The organism is Litoreibacter janthinus (genome assembly GCF_900111945.1).
Taxonomy (GTDB): Bacteria; Pseudomonadota; Alphaproteobacteria; order Rhodobacterales; family Rhodobacteraceae; genus Litoreibacter; species Litoreibacter janthinus.
Genome location: NZ_FOYO01000001.1, coordinates 450,615 through 472,309, shown reverse-complemented (window position 1 = coordinate 472,309; position 21,695 = coordinate 450,615). Strand labels below are relative to the sequence as shown.

At 57.2% G+C, this 21,695-nt stretch carries 20 protein-coding genes; 7 read left to right on the top strand and 13 right to left on the bottom strand.

Going from position 1 to position 21,695, the window contains the following annotated elements; translation table 11 throughout:
* The first annotated feature begins 24 nt into the window (after window positions 1-24).
* Window positions 25-1,053 carry an AbrB family transcriptional regulator gene (locus BM352_RS02410; RefSeq protein WP_090212050.1) on the top strand — a complete coding sequence of 343 codons (1,029 nt, stop codon included), beginning with the start codon at window positions 25-27 and terminating at the stop codon, window positions 1,051-1,053.
* Here the strand turns inward: BM352_RS02410 and BM352_RS02405 are convergent.
* From BM352_RS02405 to BM352_RS02390, 4 genes are all read right to left on the bottom strand, one after another.
* Window positions 1,022-1,999: a D-2-hydroxyacid dehydrogenase family protein gene (locus BM352_RS02405; protein WP_090212044.1), complete on the bottom strand. Its 978-nt coding sequence runs from the start codon at window positions 1,997-1,999 to the stop codon at window positions 1,022-1,024. The genes BM352_RS02410 and BM352_RS02405 overlap by 32 nt on opposite strands.
* On the bottom strand, window positions 1,980-3,089 hold the full coding sequence (locus tag BM352_RS02400; protein WP_090212041.1) for a 4-oxalomesaconate tautomerase: 1,110 nt from the start codon (window positions 3,087-3,089) through the stop codon (window positions 1,980-1,982). Before BM352_RS02400 ends, BM352_RS02405 begins: the two co-directional genes overlap by 20 nt.
* 10 nt (window positions 3,090-3,099) lie before the next feature.
* Window positions 3,100-5,127, bottom strand: a complete 2,028-nt coding sequence (locus BM352_RS02395; RefSeq protein ID WP_090212039.1) for a tripartite tricarboxylate transporter permease — start codon at window positions 5,125-5,127, stop codon at window positions 3,100-3,102.
* Window positions 5,128-5,196: 69 nt separating this feature from the next.
* Window positions 5,197-6,303, bottom strand: coding sequence for a tricarboxylate transporter (locus tag BM352_RS02390; RefSeq protein WP_090212036.1), 1,107 nt, complete (start codon window positions 6,301-6,303; stop codon window positions 5,197-5,199).
* A 135-nt stretch (window positions 6,304-6,438) separates the two neighbouring features.
* On the opposite strand from BM352_RS02390, the gene BM352_RS02385 reads away from it, so the two are divergent.
* The 4 genes from BM352_RS02385 (at window position 6,439) to BM352_RS02370 (ending at window position 11,153) form a co-directional block, all read left to right on the top strand.
* Window positions 6,439-7,110 carry a response regulator transcription factor gene (locus tag BM352_RS02385; protein ID WP_090212034.1) on the top strand — a complete coding sequence of 224 codons (672 nt, stop codon included), beginning with the start codon at window positions 6,439-6,441 and terminating at the stop codon, window positions 7,108-7,110.
* Window positions 7,110-8,483 carry a sensor histidine kinase gene (locus BM352_RS02380; protein ID WP_090212031.1) on the top strand — a complete coding sequence of 458 codons (1,374 nt, stop codon included), beginning with the start codon at window positions 7,110-7,112 and terminating at the stop codon, window positions 8,481-8,483. The genes BM352_RS02385 and BM352_RS02380 overlap by 1 nt, the downstream gene beginning before the upstream one ends.
* A 115-nt stretch (window positions 8,484-8,598) precedes the next feature.
* Window positions 8,599-10,416 (top strand): translational GTPase TypA, encoded by a 1,818-nt coding sequence (gene typA / locus BM352_RS02375; RefSeq protein ID WP_090212029.1) that lies wholly within the window; start codon window positions 8,599-8,601, stop codon window positions 10,414-10,416.
* Between the two features lie 116 nt (window positions 10,417-10,532).
* On the top strand, window positions 10,533-11,153 hold the full coding sequence (locus BM352_RS02370; RefSeq protein ID WP_090212026.1) for a hypothetical protein: 621 nt from the start codon (window positions 10,533-10,535) through the stop codon (window positions 11,151-11,153).
* 257 nt (window positions 11,154-11,410) lie between these two features.
* Here BM352_RS02370 and BM352_RS02360 read toward each other — a convergent pair whose 3' ends face one another.
* Genes BM352_RS02360 through BM352_RS02350 form a run of 3 tightly spaced genes read right to left on the bottom strand, consistent with a single transcriptional unit; the run spans window position 11,411 to window position 14,350 of the window.
* Window positions 11,411-12,457, bottom strand: coding sequence for a hypothetical protein (locus tag BM352_RS02360; RefSeq protein WP_090212020.1), 1,047 nt, complete (start codon window positions 12,455-12,457; stop codon window positions 11,411-11,413).
* Window positions 12,454-12,861, bottom strand: a complete 408-nt coding sequence (locus BM352_RS02355) for a DUF4383 domain-containing protein (protein WP_090212017.1) — start codon at window positions 12,859-12,861, stop codon at window positions 12,454-12,456. Before BM352_RS02355 ends, BM352_RS02360 begins: the two co-directional genes overlap by 4 nt.
* A 4-nt stretch (window positions 12,862-12,865) precedes the next feature.
* A complete protein-coding gene (locus BM352_RS02350) occupies window positions 12,866-14,350 on the bottom strand; it encodes an FAD-binding protein (protein WP_090212014.1) in 1,485 nt (494 codons plus the stop codon).
* Between the two features lie 131 nt (window positions 14,351-14,481).
* On the opposite strand from BM352_RS02350, the gene BM352_RS02345 reads away from it, so the two are divergent.
* Window positions 14,482-14,937, top strand: coding sequence for a VOC family protein (locus BM352_RS02345; protein WP_090212012.1), 456 nt, complete (start codon window positions 14,482-14,484; stop codon window positions 14,935-14,937).
* On the opposite strand, the gene yaaA is transcribed toward BM352_RS02345, so the two are convergent.
* Entirely contained in the window at window positions 14,913-15,707 is a 795-nt protein-coding gene (gene yaaA, locus BM352_RS02340) for a peroxide stress protein YaaA (RefSeq protein ID WP_090212010.1), read from the bottom strand. The genes BM352_RS02345 and yaaA overlap by 25 nt on opposite strands.
* A 45-nt stretch (window positions 15,708-15,752) precedes the next feature.
* Window positions 15,753-17,792 (bottom strand): DNA helicase RecQ, encoded by a 2,040-nt coding sequence (gene recQ, locus BM352_RS02335; protein WP_090219778.1) that lies wholly within the window; start codon window positions 17,790-17,792, stop codon window positions 15,753-15,755.
* A 196-nt stretch (window positions 17,793-17,988) separates the two neighbouring features.
* Between recQ and BM352_RS02330 the strand changes: the two genes are divergently transcribed.
* Window positions 17,989-19,014, top strand: coding sequence for a TRAP transporter substrate-binding protein (locus tag BM352_RS02330; RefSeq protein WP_090212008.1), 1,026 nt, complete (start codon window positions 17,989-17,991; stop codon window positions 19,012-19,014).
* 52 nt (window positions 19,015-19,066) lie between these two features.
* On the opposite strand, the gene BM352_RS02325 is transcribed toward BM352_RS02330, so the two are convergent.
* From BM352_RS02325 to BM352_RS02310, 4 genes are read right to left on the bottom strand one after another with little or no spacing between them, the layout of a single operon-like run.
* Window positions 19,067-19,411: a hypothetical protein gene (locus BM352_RS02325; protein ID WP_090212006.1), complete on the bottom strand. Its 345-nt coding sequence runs from the start codon at window positions 19,409-19,411 to the stop codon at window positions 19,067-19,069.
* On the bottom strand, window positions 19,408-19,914 hold the full coding sequence (locus BM352_RS02320; RefSeq protein WP_090212003.1) for a hypothetical protein: 507 nt from the start codon (window positions 19,912-19,914) through the stop codon (window positions 19,408-19,410). Before BM352_RS02320 ends, BM352_RS02325 begins: the two co-directional genes overlap by 4 nt.
* Window positions 19,911-20,471: a 16S rRNA (guanine(966)-N(2))-methyltransferase RsmD gene (gene rsmD / locus BM352_RS02315; RefSeq protein ID WP_090212001.1), complete on the bottom strand. Its 561-nt coding sequence runs from the start codon at window positions 20,469-20,471 to the stop codon at window positions 19,911-19,913. The genes BM352_RS02320 and rsmD overlap by 4 nt, the downstream gene beginning before the upstream one ends.
* Window positions 20,468-21,670, bottom strand: coding sequence for an NAD(P)/FAD-dependent oxidoreductase (locus tag BM352_RS02310; protein WP_090211998.1), 1,203 nt, complete (start codon window positions 21,668-21,670; stop codon window positions 20,468-20,470). The genes rsmD and BM352_RS02310 overlap by 4 nt, the downstream gene beginning before the upstream one ends.
* Window positions 21,671-21,695 lie beyond the last annotated feature (25 nt).

Here is a 21,695-nt window from a genome sequence, read left to right as displayed (position 1 = left end):
GCGACAGAAGGAAACGCTCTGCCGATGATCCAGATCTTTATCACTTACGCAATTGCAGGATCAGGCGTGGCGGTCTTCCTCGCGCTTGGCCTGCCTTTACCTTGGTTGCTGGGGCCGATCTTTGCGTGCCTGTTCGCGGCGCTGGCAGGGGTGCGGATGAGGGGCAACAGGTTGGTCAACGACGCCATGCGTTCTGTGCTTGGGGTCGCGGTCGGCGCGACGTTCACGACGGCGCTTCTGGTGTCCATGGCCGCGATGTGGCCAACGCTTTTGATGATACCGGTGATGGTCGCATGTATCGGCGCAATAGGTGTGCCGTATTTCCAAAGGGTCTGGGGTTTTAACTTTGCCACGAGTTACTATTCCGCAATGCCCGGCGGATTACAGGACATGCTGGCCTTCGGCGAAGAGGCCGGCGGGGATGTGCGCGCGCTCTCTTTGATCCATGCAACGCGGGTCATGGTTATCGTCGTGGCTTTGCCCTTCATCCTGCAAGGCTATTGGGACGTGGATTTGTCTAACCCGCCAGGGGCGCCAGTGAAGTCGATCGCCGTCTCGCAACTTCTTCTGATGGTGTTTTGCGGGATCGTCGGCTGGCGGGTTGCAAAGGCTTTAGGGATGTTCGGCTCTTCAATTCTGGGGCCGTTGATCCTTGCTGCGATCATGGCTCTGCTGGGCATATTGCAGCACCGCCCCCCTGCAGAAGCAATCTGGATGGCACAGTTCTTTATCGGGATGACCGTCGGGACAAAATACGCGGGCGTGACGATGCAGGAGGTCCGAACTGACGTCACGGCGGCGCTCGGGTTCTGCCTGATCCTGATCGTTCTCACATTCGTTTTCGCAGAGGCGATCCATCTGGCCAATCTGGCCCCGCCGCTAGAGACGCTTTTGGCCTTCGCACCCGGTGGGCAGGCAGAAATGACGGTTCTAGCTCTGATCGTTGGGGCCGACATGGCATTCGTGATCGCGCATCATGTGTTGCGGATCTTCGTTGTTATCTTGGGCGCACCGGTGGCAGCTAGGCTTTGGGATTCCAAACATCGGGATTGATCATGTGTATCGGCGCCTCCTGAGCGTAAGCGTTGATCTGATCGAAAATGTCGCTGAACTGTAGATCAAACTCGTCCTCGGTAACGTATCCGATATGCGGCGTGGCCAGCACATTCGGGTGGGTCGCCAGAATGTTCCCGACATCGCACATGGGCTCATGATCAAAGACGTCAATGGCAGCGAAAATGCGGCCTTTCTCGATTTCGGCCTCCAATGCGCCGGATGCCACGAGGCCGGAGCGAGAGGTGTTTACGAACAATGCGCGCGGCCGCATGGCGGCAAGGTCTTGCGCCGTTATCGCGCCCTTGGTGTCCGGCTTCAGGCGGACATGAACGCTGACAATGTCCGACGATGCAAAGAAGTCTTCACGGCTTTTTGCTACCTTATGTCCGTCCTGTGTGGCGCGTGCGCGCCCTGCCTCTGATGCCCACCACTGCACGTTCATGCCCAAGGCTTCGGCGTACTCCGCAACCGCGCCTGCGATCCGGCCATATCCGTAAAGCCCAAGGGTTCGGCCTCGCAGAGTTCGCCCAACACCCATCTGCCAGGTCCCGGCCTTCAGAGAGGCAGCTTGCTGCGGGATTTGGCGATAGCTGGCGAGGATAAGCGCAAGCGTCATTTCTGCGGCGGCATAAGAGGGGGTATCGCTGTGCATATTGGAGCAGAGCAGCACACCATTTTGCGTGCAGGCCTCGACATCGACATGGGGATACACCGACCGCTGGCTGATCAGGCGCAGGTGTGGCAGCCGTGTCAGCAGCTCCGCGCCGATCTTGGTTCGTTCCCGAAACAGAACGAGACACTCAGCCTCTGCAACGCGTTCCGCCAGGCGGGCAGGGTCAGGTTCGTGATCGGTCCAGACTGTTACGTCGTGTCCTGCGAGTTTCTCGAAACAGGGCAGGCCAGACAAGGTGTCAAACCAATCGTCAAGAATGTGAACTTTCATGGTCAGCGCTCCAGATGTGGCGTGGCACCATCACCTCGCCCTTTGCCAATAGACGAGCGGTGCGCACGAGTCCCGCAGATTTGAGGGTGATGCCATCCGGCCCCAACTCGTGATCCACCAGAACATCGATTGTGCCAGAGGCGTGTTCCAACGTGATTTTGGCAGGGTTCTCATTCGGCAGGTTGCAAAGCCCAGACGCGACGCTGCCCGGCGTAAGGACGCAGGACGCAAGGCACTGCGCGCCCGTGACCGCCATTGTCGGATGGGTTTTCCACGGCATGAAGTATCGCACTGCAACGGTGCCACCTTGGGCGGCGGGGGCAAGTAGTCCGAATTTGGGAGTTACAGATTTGGATACGTCGCCCATCCCCATCAGGGCGCCTGCCTTTAATCGCAGCGCCTCCATCTGTTTGAAGAAGTCTGTGTTCTCGTCCAGCTCTGCAGCGCTTTCGTATCCGGTCAGATCGAAAGATTCGGCTTTCGCGATGACCATTGGCATAGCGACGTCCATGCAAGTGACTTCGATGCCGTCAATGACATCAGTTACGTTTCCCGTCGGCAAAAACGACCCTGTGACGCCCCCTACGGTTTCCATGAAGAGTAAGGTGACAGGTGCGCTTGTTCCCGGAACGCCATCAATCTGCTCATTGCCGTCGTAAAGGACTTCGCCGCCCGGTGTTTGGATGATCGCTGTGATTTTCGCGCCTGTATTTACGGCTCGAATGTTGACGGTAGTCTCCCCGTCCATTGCCTCCATCAAACCCATCTCGATCGCGGCAGGACCTACGCCGGACAGGATGTTGCCGCAGGTCGGCTTGAAGTCGACCAAGCCGTCCTCCACGCCAACTTGCGCGAAGAAATAGTCCACATCCGCCCAAGGATCGTCTGAAGGCGAAAGCATCGCGACTTTGGCGGTAACGGGCGCGCCACCGCCGATGCCGTCGATATTCAGATGATGACCTGACCCGATTATCGCGACCAGAACCTTAGCAAGCGTTTCGAGATCTTCGGGCAGATCAGCGCGGTTCATGTAGGGGCCGCGAGAAGTGCCGCCACGCATGAATAGGAACGGAATGGCTGTTTGTGTCATGGAGGCGCCCCTAGTTCATTGGCCAAGGTAGATTGGTGAACTCTTGCAAAAGACCAGGTGGGAAATCACGGTTCAACAACGATGCCATTGCGAGCATGAAGGCGATCCCAGCAGCAGTGTAGAGCGCTGCGAACAAGATACTTACTCCGGCGCGAATTTTCATGAACGAGAACAGGAAGACGGCCAGCGCCAAGATAAACCCGAACAGTGCTGTCAGAAGCAACAAGGCAGCGAACCAGCCCAAAGTAGGCCACAGTCCATGAGTGGCTTCTGCATCCTCGCCGTTCAACTCACGGTCGGCGAAGATCGTGTCGGTTTCCGGCTTCAGCATCATTCGGATGATCAGAATTGCACAACCCACCAGACAAACGCCCGCGACGAACATCGGGAAAGTGCGGTCGCGGCTGAAGGTGGGGATGGAGGCGGCATCGTAGAACGCGTATGCGATGTAGCCGGTCACGATCAGCATAAACACGAAGGGCGCACGCTTGGTGCCCGCTTGCACATCGCCTTCCGCAAGAATGTTCTTGGCCTGACGTAAGCCCAAAACGACCGAGATGATGGTGATGATCAGCAGGATGATCACGATTGGGGTGAAGAGATAGTCGATCCCTTCGTCAAACCCTTTGCGGAAACGCGATTGCGCGATTTGCAGCGCCTGATTGGCATAGGTCTCTGCCGGATTGGCCAGCACGAAACCAATCAGGAATGCAGGGCGCGACCAATCAAAACGGCGCATCATGATGCCAAGGAAGCCGATGCCAAACAGCGCAACAAGGTCCATCAGGTTTTGCCCTGACTGGAATGCGGCAAAGCTGATGATCATAAACAGGAACGGCGCAAGCAGCGCAAAACGGATGGTTGTGAGCTTGGCAATACCGCCAGACGCTGCGATGCAGATCACTGTGCCGACGACATTGGCCAAAGCCAAAAGCCAGACGATCGAATAGGTGATGTCTAGGTTGTTCTTTAGCATGGCTGGGCCGACTTCGATCTGACCGGAGCCAAGGAGCGCGATTGCCCCGATGAAGATTGCCATAGAGCCAGAGCCCGGAATGCCAAACAGCAAAGTTGGAACCAGCCCGCCGCCCTCTTTGGCATTGTTGGAGCTTTCCGGCCCGATCACGCCACGCACTTCACCCTTGCCGAAGTTTGACTTGTCCTTCGTGGTTTGGACGGCATGCCCGTAGGCGATCCAGTCGACAACCGACCCCCCAAGCCCGGGGATCACCCCGACTATAACGCCGATGATCGAGCATCTGACGGACAGCCAGATATTCTTGTACCAGTCTTTGACTCCTTCGAGCCAACCGCCACCAAGCTGCGGTTCTTGCGATATGGCGCGGTCTTGGCGCAGCAAAGCCACGATCTCTGGGATCGCGAAGATACCCAACCCCACGATGACCAGTTTTAGGCCGTCAGCGAGATAGGGAAAGTCGTAGGAGCTCATGCGCAAGTCGCCTGAGGATGCGCCTTCGCCGATGGTGCCGATCAGCATCCCTAGGCCCGCTGCAACGATCCCTTTGATCGCGACGCGACCTGCAAGAATGCCTACCATCGACAGGCCGAATATGGTGATCATCAGCAGTTCCGGTGTGCGGAACTCCAGCACGATGGGACGAGCAATCAGGATAAAGATAGTCAGAAAACTGGCGCCAACCAAGCCACCGAAGAGCGATGACGCAAACGCGGCTGAGAGCGCACGGGCCGCTTGGCCCCGCTTGGCCATAGGAAACCCGTCGAGGACAGTTGCTTGAGAAGCGGACGAGCCGGGTATCCCCATTAGGACCGATGCAAATGTGTCGGATGTGGGCACGACCGCGACCATGCCCACCATCAGGGCAAGGCCCAAAATAGGGTCCATCCCGAACATGAACGGCAGCAAAAGCGACAGCCCCGCGATGCCGCCCAGACCGGGGAAAACCCCGATGCACAAGCCCATGAGAACGCCAAGCACCAAGTAGCCAAGCACGATGGGTTGAAGAATAAGTCCCCATGCATCGCCTAATGCTGGCAATGCTTCCATGATAATATCCATGAACACGCTCCCCGATTTCGCTTAGTCAAACGCCCCGCCGGATTTGACGGGGCGTTCGGTAAGCGAACTCTAGTTCAGCGAAACGCCGTACTTCTCTTGCAGCCAGTTCACCACGAAACCTTTGGCTTCTGGGGTAACTTTCGTGCCGCTATCCAGCGCTTTTTTAGCAGCTGCACCGGTCATCTGAGGGTACTTGCCCAGACGCTTGCCGGAGATTTCTGCGAAGTCAGGGCGGGCCTTGATTGCGTCAAACGCGGCGGTATAGGTCGCGATTGCATCGGCAGACGCACCTTTTGGCAGGAACACCATCTTTTGTGCAGGGAAGCCTGCGATGAAGAATGCTTTCCATGCGTCCCATTTCTCGCCGGAGGTCTCGCAGCCGTCGGTGGCTTCGCAGATCTCTTTGAAGGTCGGGATATCTGGGAAAGTCGGGTCGCGCACGATGTTGCCATCGTCATCCAAAGCGCCCCAAGTCATCATTGGAACCGCGGTGCCAGCTTCGACCAGCGGGGTTACGCCCGACAGGTAGGAAGACGAAGTTTGGTAGTCGATGTTGGCTTCGCCACGCTCAAACATCAGACGGCCATCGCCGCGACCTTTGATGCCCATGACGCTTTCGACATTCAGACCCAGCATTTCCCACGCAAGCGTTGGAACCAGATCAAGACGGGTCGCGCCTTGGTTGCCGTAGATGAAATCCTCGCCCTGCAATGGGGCAGCATTCATCCCGTCCATCTTTGCAGCCAATTCTGGGGGCAGGTAAGCAACGCCGCCAGTGCCGGAAGCAAGAACAACATTCCAGTCAGCGTAGTTGTATTTTACGCGCGGGTCGCCCAGCAGAAACGGGAATTGCGTGGAGCCCGAAGAGCCGAAGATTGTTGTGCCATCTTCAAACTCGGTTTCTTGGAAGAAGTTGGCGCCTTTTGTCGAACCTGCACCTGGCATGAACTTGACGACAACGGTTGGCTCGCCCGGAAGGGCTTCGGACAGAAGTGGCGCGAAGAAGTTCGCCCATTTGGCGGAGCCGCCGGTTTCCGAGAATGGGATGATCCATTCAACAGTTTTGCCCTTTAGATCAATGCCGTGGCCGCCAGCTTGGGCTTGAAGTGCGAAAGTTGCGGTTGCAGCTGCAATTAGGCTTACAGCCACGCGACGCGTGGTTTTGAAAGTGGACATAAATTCCTCCCTAGGATGTAAGGCCTTCTCCCAAAGGCCCAAAAACAGAATCACTTGGGGGTGTCCTCCCCCTGTTGATGTCTCTCTCCTGACCTGCGAACCTTGCGCGAAACTTTCACCTGCGGGAATTTCCTGATGCGGATTACACTCGTTGAAGACAATATCAGCCTTGCAAAAGGTATCGCGTATCGCCTTCAGGACGCGGGGCACGCGGTTGATATGCTTCATGACGGGTTGGAGGCTGAAGTCTTTCTTAAGGACGACGCATCCGATCTGATCATCCTAGATATCAACCTGCCCGGGCAGGATGGTTTGGCGTTGCTGAAGGGCCTGCGGCAGCGCGGTGACATGCGGCCGGTCATACTATTGACGGCGCGCGCGGAAACAGAAGACCGCGTTATTGGTCTTGATGCGGGAGCAGATGACTATCTGATCAAACCGTTTGAAGCGGCAGAGCTAGAGGCGCGTGTGCGCGCGTTGTCGCGCCGCCGCGCGGTCCCACAACGCCAGCTGCAAAGTTTTGGCCAACTTACCTTAGATGTTGGATCGCGTCAGCTGTTTGCGGGCGATGTCGAGATTGACCTGCCGCGCCGCGAGTTGTCCGTTATTGAGGCGTTGCTAAGCGCCGATGGTCGCCTTGTGTCTAAGAACGCGCTGCTTGATCACGCCTACGGGGTCGGCGCGGATGTCGAGGATAAAGTTGTCGAGGTATATATCTCTCGGCTCAGGCAGCGATTGAAACCGTTTGGTGTGAAGATCAAAGCGCAGCGTGGTTTGGGGTATCAACTGTTGATTGAAACCGTGTGATGAAGCTTCAGTCGCTACGTGCCCGCCTCATCGTGATTATCCTTGTGCCGCTGCTGCTGATTTCGATAGTCGCTGGGGGCTGGCAGTTTCGAAATGCCACACAGCGTGCGGAGGAGATTTTCGATCGCGGGTTACTTTCTGCTGCGCTGGCTATTTCTCGGGATATCGCGCTTTCAGGTGGAGATGCACTCAGCCCCGCGACACGTAGTTTGGTAAGTGACACCTCGGGGGGCGAGCTGTTCTACCATGTCTTTGCACCGGATGGCGTCTTCGTCATCGGTTATGCCACGCCGCCGGTGCTGCCGCACGAGTCGTCGCGCGATTTGACAAGGCCGATCTATTATAACGCGCGTTACCAAGGGAATGATGTTCGCGTTTTGCGATTTCAGGACGCCACAACAGTGGGCGGTCTGGCCGGTATCTATAGCATCACCGTTTGGCAAAAAGCGGAGGTGCGAAATAGCTTCGTGCGCGAAGTCGTCACGCGCTCTTTCGCGGTGATCGCTTTGTTGGTTATGTCTGCGGCCATGGTGGTTTGGTTCGGCGTTGCTGTCGGTTTACGACCTTTGCTTGATCTTGAAGACGCGATCGCGCGGCGCACACCTTCAGAATTGCAGCCGATCCGCAGACATGTGCCGATTGAGGCGCGCGGCCTCGTCTCTACGTTAAATGCATTGCTGGACCGCGTTTCGCGCAGGATTAGTTCCAAGGACGAGTTCATTTCCAACGCAGCGCACCAGCTTCGCAATCCAGTCGCCGGCGTGCTGGCGTTGGCGGAAGCCGTTCAGTACGCTCCAGACAGTTCAGCGATGAAGGAACGGAGCACCGAGCTTGTCAAAGCCGCCAAAGAGGCCAGCCGATTGACAAATCAGTTGCTGTCATTCGAGCGAGCCAAGGGCATGGACATGGCAAGTGTCGGCAAGGTGCTGAACTTTGAAGCTGTTATTCGCGACGCGCTCACGAGGTTTGGGGGGCAAGGTGCTGATGTGGCCGTTTCGTTTGAGTGTTTGGCGAAATCGACCGCCATTTTTGGTGATGAGATCATGCTGAAGGAATCGCTGCTCAATCTGCTGAACAACGCGGTCGTTCACGGCGGGCACGGACTCGCACATGTTCAACTCAAGCTTTGGAACGCAGATGACAATTTGATGCTGACAATCGCAGATGACGGAATTGGCATCCCTCCGGACAAGCACGTTCAGGCCATCGGGCGCTTTAGCCAAGCTGCATCGGGGAAAGGCAGCGGGCTTGGTTTGCCGATCGCGGCTAAAGTCATTGAAAGCCACGGAGGGCGGCTATCGTTGAAAGAACCCAAGATTGGCACCCTGATCGAGATCGTCCTGCCCGTCGCTCAGGTGGATGAGGATGCCTAGCCATTGGCTGTTATGCCGCGAAACCGTCCTAAATGCCGCGTTGCCGCGAATAGGCTGGCTTTTATAGGGCGGGTGCGTTAGGTCGCGCGCAAACACTCCTTACAAGGTTAGTCTAATGGACCTTCGCAATATTGCGATTATCGCTCACGTTGACCACGGTAAAACCACGCTGGTGGACGAAATGCTCAAGCAATCTGGCTCGTTCCGCGAGAACCAGGCTGTGGCCGAACGGGCCATGGACAGCAACGATCTGGAACGCGAACGCGGAATTACGATTCTTGCGAAAGCGACGTCGGTCGAATGGAAGGGCATCCGCCTGAACATCGTCGACACCCCAGGCCACGCCGATTTCGGCGGCGAGGTGGAGCGCATCCTGTCCATGGTGGACGGCGTTGTGCTGCTTGTGGACGCGGCTGAAGGCCCGATGCCACAGACAAAATTCGTGACCTCCAAAGCGTTGGCCTTGGGGCTGCGTCCGATCGTGGTTCTGAACAAAGTCGATAAAAGCGATGCAGAGCCGGATCGCGCTCTGGATGAATGCTTTGATTTGTTCGCCAACCTTGGTGCGGATGACAACCAGTTGGACTTCCCCTCCATGTACGCGTCCGGCCGGTCCGGCTGGGCCGATATGGAACTTGACGGTCCGCGCAAAGACCTGTCCGCCCTGCTGGACCTGATCGTTGAGCATGTTCCCGCTCCCAAACAAGTTGAAGCTCGTGATGAGCCTTTCCGCATGCTGGCCACAACTCTTGGCGCTGATCCGTTCATCGGCCGCTTGCTGACAGGCCGTGTTGAAGCTGGCACCCTGAAAGTCGGCGAAACGGTCAAGGCCCTGTCGCGCGACGGAACGAAGATCGAGCAGTTCCGCGCCACAAAAATTCTGGCGGCCCGCGGCCTGACCCAAGAGCCAATTGATCTGGCGGAAGCAGGGGACATCGTTTCTTTGGCCGGTATGACCAAGGCGACTGTTGCAGACACGATCTGTGCGGTTGACGTGAACGAAGCAATTCCTGCGCAGCCGATTGACCCGCCGACCATCACTGTGACTTTCGGAATCAACGACAGTCCGCTTGCAGGTAAAGACGGCAAGAAGGTTCAGTCCCGCGTTATTCGCGATCGTCTGATGAAAGAAGCCGAGTCGAACGTTGCCATCAAGATCTCCGACACGCCTGGCGGTGACGCGTTTGAAGTTGCCGGTCGCGGCGAACTGCAAATGGGTGTTTTGATCGAGAACATGCGTCGGGAAGGGTTCGAGCTGTCGATTTCCCGCCCGCAGGTTTTGTTCCAAGAGATCGACGGTGTGCGTAACGAGCCAATCGAGGAAGTCACCATCGACGTGGATGATGAATACTCTGGCGTCGTGATCGAAAAGCTGACCGGTGTTCGCAAAGGCGAGATGACCGAGATGAAACCGGCAGGTGCTGGTAAGACCCGCATCATCGCGCATGTGCCGTCTCGCGGCCTGATCGGTTACCATGGCGAATTCCTGACGGATACGCGCGGCACCGGTGTGCTGAACCGCGTTTTCCACGAATGGGCGCCGCATAAAGGCCCGATCCCGGGCCGTCGTGCAGGTGTTCTGATCTCGATGGAAAGCGGCGTGTCCGTGGCATATGCGATCTTCAATCTTGAAGACCGCGGCAAGTTTTTCATCGGTGCTCAGGAAAATGTCTATCAAGGCATGATCATAGGCGAGCACTCTCGTGAGAACGATCTGGAAGTGAACCCGCTGAAAGGCAAGAAACTGACCAACGTGCGTGCCTCCGGTACGGACGAGGCAGTTCGCCTGACCACGCCCGTTCGCATGTCACTGGAAGAGGCGATTGCGTATATCGACAATGACGAACTGGTCGAGGTCACCCCGAATGCCATTCGTCTGCGCAAGCGGCACCTTGACCCGCACGAACGCAAGCGCGCTTCGCGTTCGGCCTAGATAACGCTCCGAAGAAATCGCCCTGGCAGAATTGCCGGGGCGCTCCACCGCTTCCGCTTTCCAAGCCGCTGCAACACAGGCATTATCCAGCCAAACCGTTCTGGAGGCCTAACCTGATGTCGTTGCGCAAATTTGCCCTTATTTTAGTATTGCCCTTCGCGGCCTGTCTGGATGTTGAATCCGACGCGACCATTGGTGAGGACGAAGTTATCACCTCCGAGACGACTATGATTCTGGGGCGTCAGCTTTTCGACATGATGCAGATGATGGGGCCGCAAGCTGGCGCTTTGTGTCCTCCAAACTCGGAAAAAGTCGAAACGCCTGAAAGCGTGTCCTGCACCTCCCGCCATACCATGACGATAGATGAGGCGATAGAACAGGCCAACGAGGCCAAGACCGAAGACCCGTTCTTCAGCGAAATGGAATTTGTCCGCTTGGACGACGAACGGCTTAAGATCAGCTTGCCATTGGATTTCGAAAATATCGAAGGCAAGCCGGCAGAGCTGACGGCTGACAACCCGATGTTCAGCATGATTACCAACGGCTTGGAAGGGTCTGAGATAGTGGTGCGCTTGCGCGGCTTGGAAATCGAGAGCTCGAACGGTGCAATCTCTGAGGATGGCACGATGGTTGAGCTGGTAATTCCAACGCTTGAAATCCTTCAGCCGTCTGGAACCCTGCCCGAGACGTTCGAAGTGGTCTTGAAGTATCGCGATTGCGGGTTTTTCGGCTGTTAGCTTTGTAGCGCGAGACAGGTCTTTTTGCGCGCCGGAAGCACTATCGTCGCGCCGGCTCGATACAACTCGCGGACATAATCCGGATCGTCACTTCGTACTATGAGAAGGCCGGGAGCGGACCCGATTATCGCGATATTCGCCGGAACATGCGTCCCTTTCGGAACAGCTGCTGTTGAGATCGTTCCTGTCAACATGGAGCCTAGGGCAAGCACGAACCAAGTGGCAGCGAGGGTGCATATGATTAGAAACGGGCGCATCTAGTAATCGTATATATGTTCGAGCGCAGCGGGCATCATAGGCAAAGCGCTTCCGAGATCGGACACTTTCAAAGCAATGAGACTCCGGGCATCATCCGGGAACCCGACGCGTGCGGTGGTGGACAGCACGTTGATTTCGGGAATGAATTCCGAGTGCGGGTGATGAATGACGCTGATTAGAATGTCATCATTTCCAGCGATCTCTACGAATTTTTGCTCTGACTTTTGGCTAAAGTCACGCGCGGCTTTTGTGAACGGGCGATACCGTGGCACTTCGATTAGCAAGGGATTGGTGTCGTCAATAACCCGCCAGCCGTCATATCGTTCGATGTCCTTTGGTGCGATCCCGCTTACAGCCACCCGCATCCGCAATTCGTCCACGCCAACCGCGCCTGCAGCTTTTGCGATGACGCGGGCGTAAGCGGCTTTGGCTTTCCATTCTATGCCCAGTGCGATGCGACGCTCGTAGGAGCGAAGCCCTTCGGTGGGGGCGGCCATCAGCTTGGTGTGCCATGCGTCAAAGTCGTATTTGTACCACGGGATTTCCTGCAGGAAGATGGCGTAGTCGGCGGCCATTGCCATCTCGACCTTGTCTTGCGGCGAGGTGTCGGAGGTCCAAGAGGCGACGCGCCCAATGGTTTCCTCGTAGGCGGCTTTGAACAGCATCTCCAACGTGAAGCTCGCGCCGATCGTGTAGATCGTCAGTTTGGTGTCGGTGCCCGCCGGGCCCAGTTCGTCGGCCTTCTCAGTCAAAGCGCAAAGCGACGACCAAAAGCCGGTGATAGCTTGGAGATAAGGGAAATCATGCGGATCGGCTCGCTTCAAGACTTCGGCGTAGCCCTCATAGGCATAGACGATGTGCCATTCGGGGTAGGTCAGGTAAGTCCGAGCTTCGGCCCGTTGCCAGTTGGGATCGGTGATATATCTCGCCTCGGCCTGTTCCAGCGGCGTGCCGCGGCACATCGTTTCGGTGTAGGCGATTGGGCCTGCAATCAGCAGGACCAGCGCAAGAAGCGCCAGACCAAGCCATTTCAGAAACCGCTTCATTTGCGCCCGAAATAGGCGGCGGCTAAGGCTACACCCCCAAGCGCCAGGTGCGGGACGTTGGCGGCCAGCTTTATCAAGAAGCTGGGATACTCATAGAAACCGTAAATCAAAATCCCCGCGTCCAGAAAGCCCGAACCGGTGGCGAGTCCAAGCAGCCCGTCGGCAAAGTAGAGTGCGCCGAAATATGTCAGGAAAATGCGGCTGGCGCGGTGCGATATAAGTGCGGCTGCCAATGCCCACAAAGCGGAGGCCAGATGCAGCAGATCATCGAAAACATCCAGAGCGAAAATGCCAAACGCGTATCCTTGGTCGTCAATGATACCGGCGACAGGCAGGTAGTTCAGCGACGCCGCAATCATCAGTGAGACGAAGTACCCTAAAGTGATAAGCCGCAATGTGGTCATTGGGTTAGCCTCGTGCCATGTAGGTGTCCCACATCGCGTGGCGGAACAGGTTGGTGGGATCCATGGCGCGCTTTTTGGCCACGAATGGGCGCAGGCCGGGATAGGCCTTGATGATCTGGTCTTGGCGGGCATGAAGCCGATAGGGCAGGTAGTAGCTGCCACCCAGGTCCAGCGTGCGGTCGATCAGTTCTTGCGTCATTCGCTTCATGTCTTCTTCGCCGCGATGGGTCTTTTCCTGAGAGAACAGCATCACGCAGGCGATCCGATCAGCGGGCGCATAGCTAAGCCAGCTTTCACCATCTTGAGCGACGTAGCGCAGTGTGATGTTCAGTAGCTCTTGATAGCTGGACGGGATCACCTCGCGACAGGCGCTGACCCAACCTGCAAACTTGTCAGGGGCGATGAAATACTCGTGCAGAATGTCTGTGCGGGTGTCGTCGCGATCATCGAGCGTGATCACCGGCTCGTTTAACAGTGTATTGCGTGTCGTCTCACCCCCACCGATCCATGGACCCAGACCCGTTTCAAACCACCAGCGCCGGTGCTTGGCGCTGTCGGAGCCAAGCTGCGCGCGAAATACGGATCGCGCGGCTTTGGAGAGAAAGCCGGAGCCGGGAGCAGGAGGTAGATCACTTTGGTCTTGGGTGGGGCGGTAGGTGATCATCATTGCGCCCTCAAAAAAGCGGTCTTTGCTGACGTCCAGCCGTCCGTAGGCCATTTGCACACCAGTTTCGCCTTTGACGGCCTGCACGAAGCGAGGGCCGAATAGCTCTGCGTCCATCTTCTCGAACGTCGGCTGTAGTCGGGTATTCGCGACCATTTTGATGGTCATGTCGGTGATAATTCCAAGTAGCCCGTAGCCACCCATCGCCGCGAAGAAGATGTCGGCGTTGTCGTCGCGCGAACAGCTGATGTGGGTTCCATCAGCCAGCATCATCCTTAGCGACACGACGGTTGACCCCATGCCCGAATAGGGCGTGGGCCAGCCATGGGCGTTGACGGAATAGGTAGACGCCACGCCGAAATCGTTGTTGGATTGCATGACAGCTGGGGAAAAGCCCTCAGCATCCAACTTGGAAATAATGGTGGACCAACGGGTGCCCGCACCGCACCGATAGGTGAGCGCAGTTTTGTCCATCTCCACCCATTCGTGATCCATGGTAATGGTCGTGCCTGCGACGGCCATGCTTTGCCCGCCCATAGAATGCCGCGCGGCGGAGGCGATCACAGGTCGGCCGGCACGCTTCGCGTCCACAAGTTCAGCCCGAAGTGCATCAATCTGTGCTGCCTCGAACTTGTCCCTAAGTGTAAGGTGCTTGGCGACGCGCGTCGGCGACAACTCGGACGCATCGTTCAGGATAAGCGGGTCGTCCGTCAGGCCGCCCAATACGCGACCTGACGGGTCAGCGGTCGTATAGTAGCGGCGCGTCGCGTATGCGCCCGCCAATGCGCCAGTGCCGAGCAGGAATGCGCGTCGTGTATTGCTCATCTGTGTCCTCTGCCCCCGCTTTAATGTTGTTCCCCGCTATTGCGCCAATGTTGGCCTGCGGGTTTTGTAACGGTTAACGCAAGACTAAGATGTTTTTGCGGGCTTGGCAAAACCTGCCTTAGGCCTATCGCATGGTATTCTTGACGGAGGATGGTGATTTGGAACGAGGTTTTGCAGTGGCCGGATTAGGCGAAGTCGCCATCCGTTGCCTGGATTTCCCTGCCATGGTCGCATTTTATCGCGATGTGATTGGTCTGGTCCCGATGGAAGGCGAGTATTCAGACAGTATTGCCTTTTTCCGAATAGCCGACGGCGTCGCGGGCCACACTACAGTTTTAGCGCTATTCGATAAGGCGCTGGGCGGCTCAGAAAACATGGTTGAGGGCGGCACGACCTCCACACTACATCACTTGGCGTTAAGCCTGCCGGTGGATCAGCAAGACGCGGTACGCGCGTGGTATGACAATTTGGGGCAGGACTACACCGTTCAGGACTTCGACTGGGCCGGTTGGCGCGGGATCTTTACCCGCGACCCTGATGGCAATACCGTCGAGTTGGTGGCTTACGACGCTTCTTTGAAGACCTGAGCAGCGGCTTCGGCGCGGAGGAAAACGGGGCGATCTGGTGTGGACTGTTCGGGCTGGTAGGCATAGCCGCCGATATCAAAATCGCGCAGATGCTCCGGATTCGTCAGTCGATTTTGGATGATGAACCGCGCCATCGCCCCGCGCGCCTGCTTGGCAAAAAAGCTCACGATCTTCGGCCCACCGGGTTTGTCCTCATAGAACTGCGGCGTCACCACGTTCAGCGTCAAGGCGTCGGGTTTAACAACGCCAAAATACTCTTGGCTTGCGCAGTTCACCAATGTGTCGGTTTGCATCTCTTGCGCCTGCTTGTTCAGGGCCTCGCTGATAGTGCTTCCCCAAAACTCATAGAGCGACTTTCCGCGCGAAGTCCTAAGGCGGCTGCCCATCTCCAGCCGGTAGGCTTGGATCGCGTCCAGCGGTTTCAGCAAACCGTACAGGCCGGACAGAATGCGCAGGTGATCTTGGGCAAAGGCAACCTCTTCCGCATCAAGGCTCTTGGCCTCGAGACCGGTGTAGGTGTCGCCCGCGAAGATATACATCGCGGCTTTGGCGTTGTCTGGCGTACTGGCCTTGGCGAAGGCACGGAAACGGTCACGATTCAACACCGCCAGATTTTCCGAGATGTGCATCAGTTTGCGCAGGTCGTCCACGGACAGATCGCGCGCCACAGCCGCCAGTTGATTTGCGTCGGCCTGAAACTCCGGCAGGGTCGGGGTTACGTCCACGGCGGACATATCCAGTTTCTTGGCGGGCGAAATCACTGTTAACATTTGGCGGCTCCTTCGAGGGATAACTTAGTCGGCTGGCCGTTGGCCTCAAGAGGCGCGAAGCACATTTAGAAATGCCTCGCCGAAACGCTCCGCACGGCGGTCACCCAGAAGGCGGACCATCGAGTTTGTGTCACTTGGCTTAACTTCCGCCACCTTTGCGATCAATGAGGAGGAACAGCTTAGTGGTTTGTCGTAACCTTCTGGCCCGCGTGCGAGGTTGGTTTGCGCTTCGACCAGTTGGTCATATAGCGCCCCGCTGTCGCGACCTGCCAGCTTGCGGCGGGTCGGGTGAAGCTCTGGCGTCGGTGCTCCGTTGATGACTTCAAGGAAGGCCGCGCCGAAACTTTCCAGCTTTTTCGCGCCAACACCGGAAATGCGGGCGAAATCGTCTAGGGTCGCGGGGCGTGTTTCCGCCATCTCGATCAGCGTCTTGTCATTGAAAATTACGTAGGCTGGCACGCGCGCGGCCTCTGCGAAGGCGCGACGTTTCGCCTTGAGGGCGGAGAGCAGCGGGGCGTCCTCATCTGAGACCAGCGTTTTGATTGCTGGGCGGTTCGCGCCCTTCTTGATGGTGTCTTTGCGCAGAGTAATCGTTGCCTCGTCACGCAGGATCGGACGGGCAGCTTGGGTCATTCGGAAAGCGCCGTGGCGCGACGGATCTGGCCGGATCAAGTCGCGGCCCATCATCTGCCGGAACACAGCTTGCCAGCCGCGTTTGTCGTATTCGCCGCCAATGCCAAACGTGGGCAGCTGGTCGTGGCCGCGGGCTTGCACTTTGTCGGTTGAATTGCCCAACAAGATGTCGATCAAATGGCCTGCGCCGAAGTATTCGCCAGTGCGCAGGATCGCTGACAGCGCTTTGCGGACAGCCACGGTGCCGTCGAAGGTTTCTGGAGCCTTTTCGCACAGGTCGCAGTTACCGCAAGTGATGTCCGTATCACCAAAGTACTCAAGTAACGGCTTGCGACGGCACTCCAGTGCTTCGGCCAGCCCCAATAGCGCGTTCAGGCGGGCGTGGTCGGCGGCTTTGCGGTCGTCGGGGGCAAGGCCCTCGTCGATCTGCTGGCGGCGGAAGCGGATGTCGTCTGGCCCGTAAAGTGTCAGCGTATCTGCAGGCGTGCCATCGCGACCCGCGCGACCGATTTCTTGGTAGTAGCCTTCGATGGATTTGGGCAGGTCAGCATGGGCGACCCAGCGGATATCGGGTTTGTCGACGCCCATCCCGAATGCGATCGTCGCGACAACGACGAGGCCATCTTCTTGCGAAAACCGACGCTCCACCTCGCGGCGTTCTTCGGGGTCCATACCGCCGTGGTAGTGGCAGGCCGAGTGTCCAGCCTCGCGTAGGGCCTGTGCCAATGTCTCGGTCTTTGCACGGGTGCCGCAATAGACAATGCCGGACTGACCCTTGCGTGCGTTGGCGAAGTCCAGAATCTGGCGACGTGGACCGTCTTTGACCTCGAACGAAAGGTTTAGGTTGGGACGGTCGAAGCCTTGCATAAACGTTTCCGGAGGCACGCCATCAAACAAACGGGTGACGATCTCTTCTCGGGTTTCGGCGTCGGCCGTCGCCGTAAACGCAGCCAACGGCACATCCAAGGCGCGGCGCAACTCGCCGATGCGTAGGTAGTCCGGTCGGAAGTCGTGGCCCCATTGGCTGACGCAATGCGCTTCGTCGACGGCAATCATGGTACAGTTCGCACGGCCAAGCATGTCGCGCGTGCCGGAGGACGCAAGGCGTTCGGGTGCAATGTAGAGCAGTTTCAACGTGCCAGATTGCAACGCGTCGAAGACCAGATCTGTTTCTTCTTCGGTGTTTCCAGAGGTCAGGGCACCGGCCTGCACACCCGCAGCTTTTAGCGCGCGCACTTGATCCCGCATCAGGGCGATCAGCGGGGAAATGACGACGGTCAATCCTTCGCGGGCGAGAGCGGGAAGCTGGAAGCACAGCGATTTGCCACCACCGGTTGGCATGATGGCGAGGGTGTTTCTGCCTTCGCAGACGGCATTCACGATTTCGCGCTGACCGGGGCGAAACTCGTCGAATCCGAAAATCTCGGCCAGCAGCTTTTGCGGGTCTTGCATTAGGTGATCGCCTGTTTTTGTCAGTTGCTCGATTTTGAGGGAAACTCCCATATTTCTCTTGTGCAAACAATCCCCGCGACCACTACATCTAGCAGAAGTTTTTGCGAATGACTTGCAAGTGGAGGAAGAGTGCTTACATATATTCTGCGATGCGGCTAAAGCATTGCTAACCGATCTTGCAAAAGGAGGTCTTAAGATGACCTTTCTGAAATCTACAACTTTCGCCCTTTTCACTTTGGCGGGCGCTTCTGCGGCCTTTGCTCAGGACGTGACACTGCGCTTCCAGCACTTCGTGTCCCCGAAATCAGCGAACCCGACCTATTTCATGCAGCCTTGGGCTGATAAAATCGAGAAAGACTCGAACGGCCGCATCAAGGTCGAACTCTACCCATTCATGCAGTTGGGTGGCAAAGCCCCAAACCAGTACGACCTGATCCGCGACGGTGCAGTAGATGGCGGCTGGGTCATTCCTGGCTATCAGCCTGGCCGTTTCCCAGAGGCGGAAGCGATGGAGCTTCCATTTATGACGACAAAATCCGGCGAAGCCGCTTCGGTTGCCGCGTGGAAGTTCACCCAGAAGTATCTGATGGACGACTTTAAAGATGTTCATCTGATCGCGGCTCACATGCACGGCCCAGGGATCGTGCATAAAAAAGGCCCTTCGATCAAAACAGTTGAAGACTTCAAAGGTTTGAAACTGCGCGGCCCATCGCGCCCTGCGACCCTTCTGCTCGACAAAATGGGGGCAACGCCAATCGGTATGCCCGTTCCAGCTTTCCCAGAGGCGTTGTCCAAAGGCGTTGTCGACGGTGGCGTGATCACTTGGGAGATGTCGCCTTCGCTGAAGCTTGACGAATTGACTGACAGCCACACCGACGTTGCGGGCGATCAAGCGCTTTATAACCTGTATTTCATTTGGGCGATGAACAAGGCGAAATATGACAGCCTGCCCGATGATTTGAAGGCTGTGATTGATGCCAATTCCGGCGCGTTTGCATCTGCTTGGGCAGGTCGTGCCCATGACGAAGGCGACGTTGTCGGCAAGGACGTCATGACTGCTGACGGCAACGAGATTGGCGTCCTGTCCGAAGAAGAAACCGCGCGCATCAAAGCTCTTGGCGAGGAAGTCACCGCAGAGTGGATCGTCGAAGCGACCGAGAAGGGTCTCGATGGGGCTGCATTGGTTGAGGATGCGAAAGCCTTTGTTGCTGAAGGCCAGTAAGCACCGCTTATAACTGGATCAGGGCCGCTCCATTCTGGGGCGGCCTTCTTCGTTAGTCTTTCCTGATATCCATGTCACGGAAGGAAGACTTGGTGTCTTCGGGCATTTGGTGCGACAGGATCGGTTGGGCCACAATGCCTCCGAACCGCGCTTCGGACAGGTAAACGTCGCGTGACTGGATCAGGCAATACAGCCCTCTGCAAGTCATCCACTCGTCGGTGCCTGCGTATCGCCATTGGAAGCCGCCTGACATTCCGACATTGCTGCACTCTACGACGCGACCCGTTCCGCTTGCGGCAGTCTTCCGGCACTTGTCGCAAAAGTGCCATGGATAGCGCAGGAAGATCTTCATGGCGGTGCCGCATCCGGGGCAGAAGTGGTCAGTTGGTTGGCTCATGAAGTTATCCCAGTGCGCTGTTCCAACAGCGTTAGCATCGCCTGCCGTGTCATCCCGTCTGGCAGGGCGCTGTCGATGATCGGCAAATATTCCACATCGCCAATCGCTAGAACGATTAGGCCATTGACCGGTCTGATGGCTGTGATCGTGCTCCAGTCGCACCAGTTTTCGGTTAGGGCCGTGCGAACCCGAAAGCCGTCTTGATCGAACGCGACCGTGACGCCGCCTTTACGTACAGGTGAGTTGCTGATGCCATCTCTCATGTTGCGGTAGCGCAGCGCGTTCCAGCCGATGCAGAGATAGATGCCGATCAAGAGACCCCAGAGCCCGCCACCTCCGCTGGAACGAAATAGGGCGCGATCCACGAGCACAGCCAAAGCCACGCCCCCTAAAAGCAAGGCAAGTGTCACCCACCATTTGGGGGTGTAATTGCGTGCCAATGCCTTTGATGCCGCCGCTTGATTGACGTCTTTCCAGTCAAAGAAAAACTCCACTGGCGTCATGCGGTTTCCAAGAAGGTGATATGGGTCGCGCCGTATTTCTTGTGATCCAGAACAGCGAAACCATCGGGCGCGGATTGGGGGCTTTCTTCTTCCCAAACGATGAGCGCGTCATCGGAGATCCAGCCCTGTGCTTTGGCGCATTTTAGCGCGGCACTGCCCAAATCCTTCCCGTATGGGGGGTCAAGAAACACCAGATTGAACGGCTTGTAGGGATTGGCGGGAAGCCGCGTCGCGTCCCATGTCAGGGCATTGGTGACTTCGCCTGCTCGCAGCTTGGCAATGTTCTTGCTTAGCAGCTTGTAGCCTGCGCGGCCCTTTTCGATGAAACAGACCTGTGCTGCCCCACGCGACAAGGCTTCCAGCCCTAAAGCTCCGGTGCCTGCGAACAAATCCAGCACCCGCGCGCCCTCAACAGGGTCGCCGAAACGTCCACCTGCCAGCACGTTGAAAAGGCTTTCGCGGATGCGATCAGTGGTCGGCCGCAAATGCCCGGCCTCGTCCCCTTTGCCCACGGGCGTTAATGCGACCGAGCGGTGGGTGCCGCCAATGATCCTCATTTCAGCAGAGCTTTCATGTCGGTATCAGGGTCGGTCACAACATCGGCTGACGGGCTTTTGCCCGCCTCGATCAATCGCTTGCCGATCATGTAATTGCGCGGGTCGTTCATCGCGTCGACTGCCAGCAGTTTGTCGCCTTTGTAATACCAGTAGGACATCGCGTCGCCGGTATGGCGCACTGCTATCTTGTCGTATCCCGTGTTAAGGCCCGCAATCTGCAATTTGACATCATACTGATCCGACCAGAACCACGGCATCGGCACATATTCCTTGCCAGCGCCCATCATGTTTTCAGCCACAAGCTCGGCCTGGTCGATGGCGTTCTGCACGGATTCAAGTCGGATACGCCCGCCTTGCCACGGGAACGAGGCGCAATCGCCAGCCGCCCAGATGTTAGGGTCGGAGGTACGGCCGTGCGCATCCGTCTCAATGCCATTGTTAAGAGTGAGGCCTGCATTGGCCGCCAAGGCGTCACCGGGGGTGATGCCGACGCCCACAATCACAAGATCCACATGAATTTGGCTACCGTCTGTCAACCTTGCGCCGCTGACATGCGTCTCGCCCAACAGCCGATCAAGCCCCACGCCTTCACGGATATCGACGCCGTGTTCGGTATGTAGCTTGCGAAAATAGCCAGATGTTTCCGGCGCTGCGACGCGTTGTAAAATGCGGTCAGCCATTTCGATCACAGTGACTTCAAGGCCCATCTTGGACGCAACTGCCGCAGCTTCTAGCCCGATATAGCCGCCCCCCACGATCAAGGCGCGTTTGCCCGGCGCCATGTCCGCGCCCATGGCGTCGACATCATCTAGGCTGCGAACCACATGCACACCGTGCAGGGCGCCGCCGATGCTCGCAGGCAAGTGGCGCGGGTTTGACCCCGTTGTAAGTGCAAGTTGGTCATAGTTCAGGATCTCACCATTGACCGTAACGGTATTCGCAGATCGATTGATCGACGTGACAGGCGCCCCTAGGCGCAACTTGATATTCTGATCCGCGTAGAACTGTTCGGGGCGCAGGAACAGTCGCTCCTTTTCCATCTCGCCCAACAGATACGCCTTGGACAGGGGAGGCCGCTGATAAGGCGGCACGTCTTCCGCGCCGATTAGCGTGATGTCCCCGTCAAAGCCCGAATTGCGCAATTTGGCGGTCAAAGACGATCCGGCCTGCCCTGCGCCGATCACAACAATATGGCTCATTCAGACTGCCTTTTTCTGGTCTAGC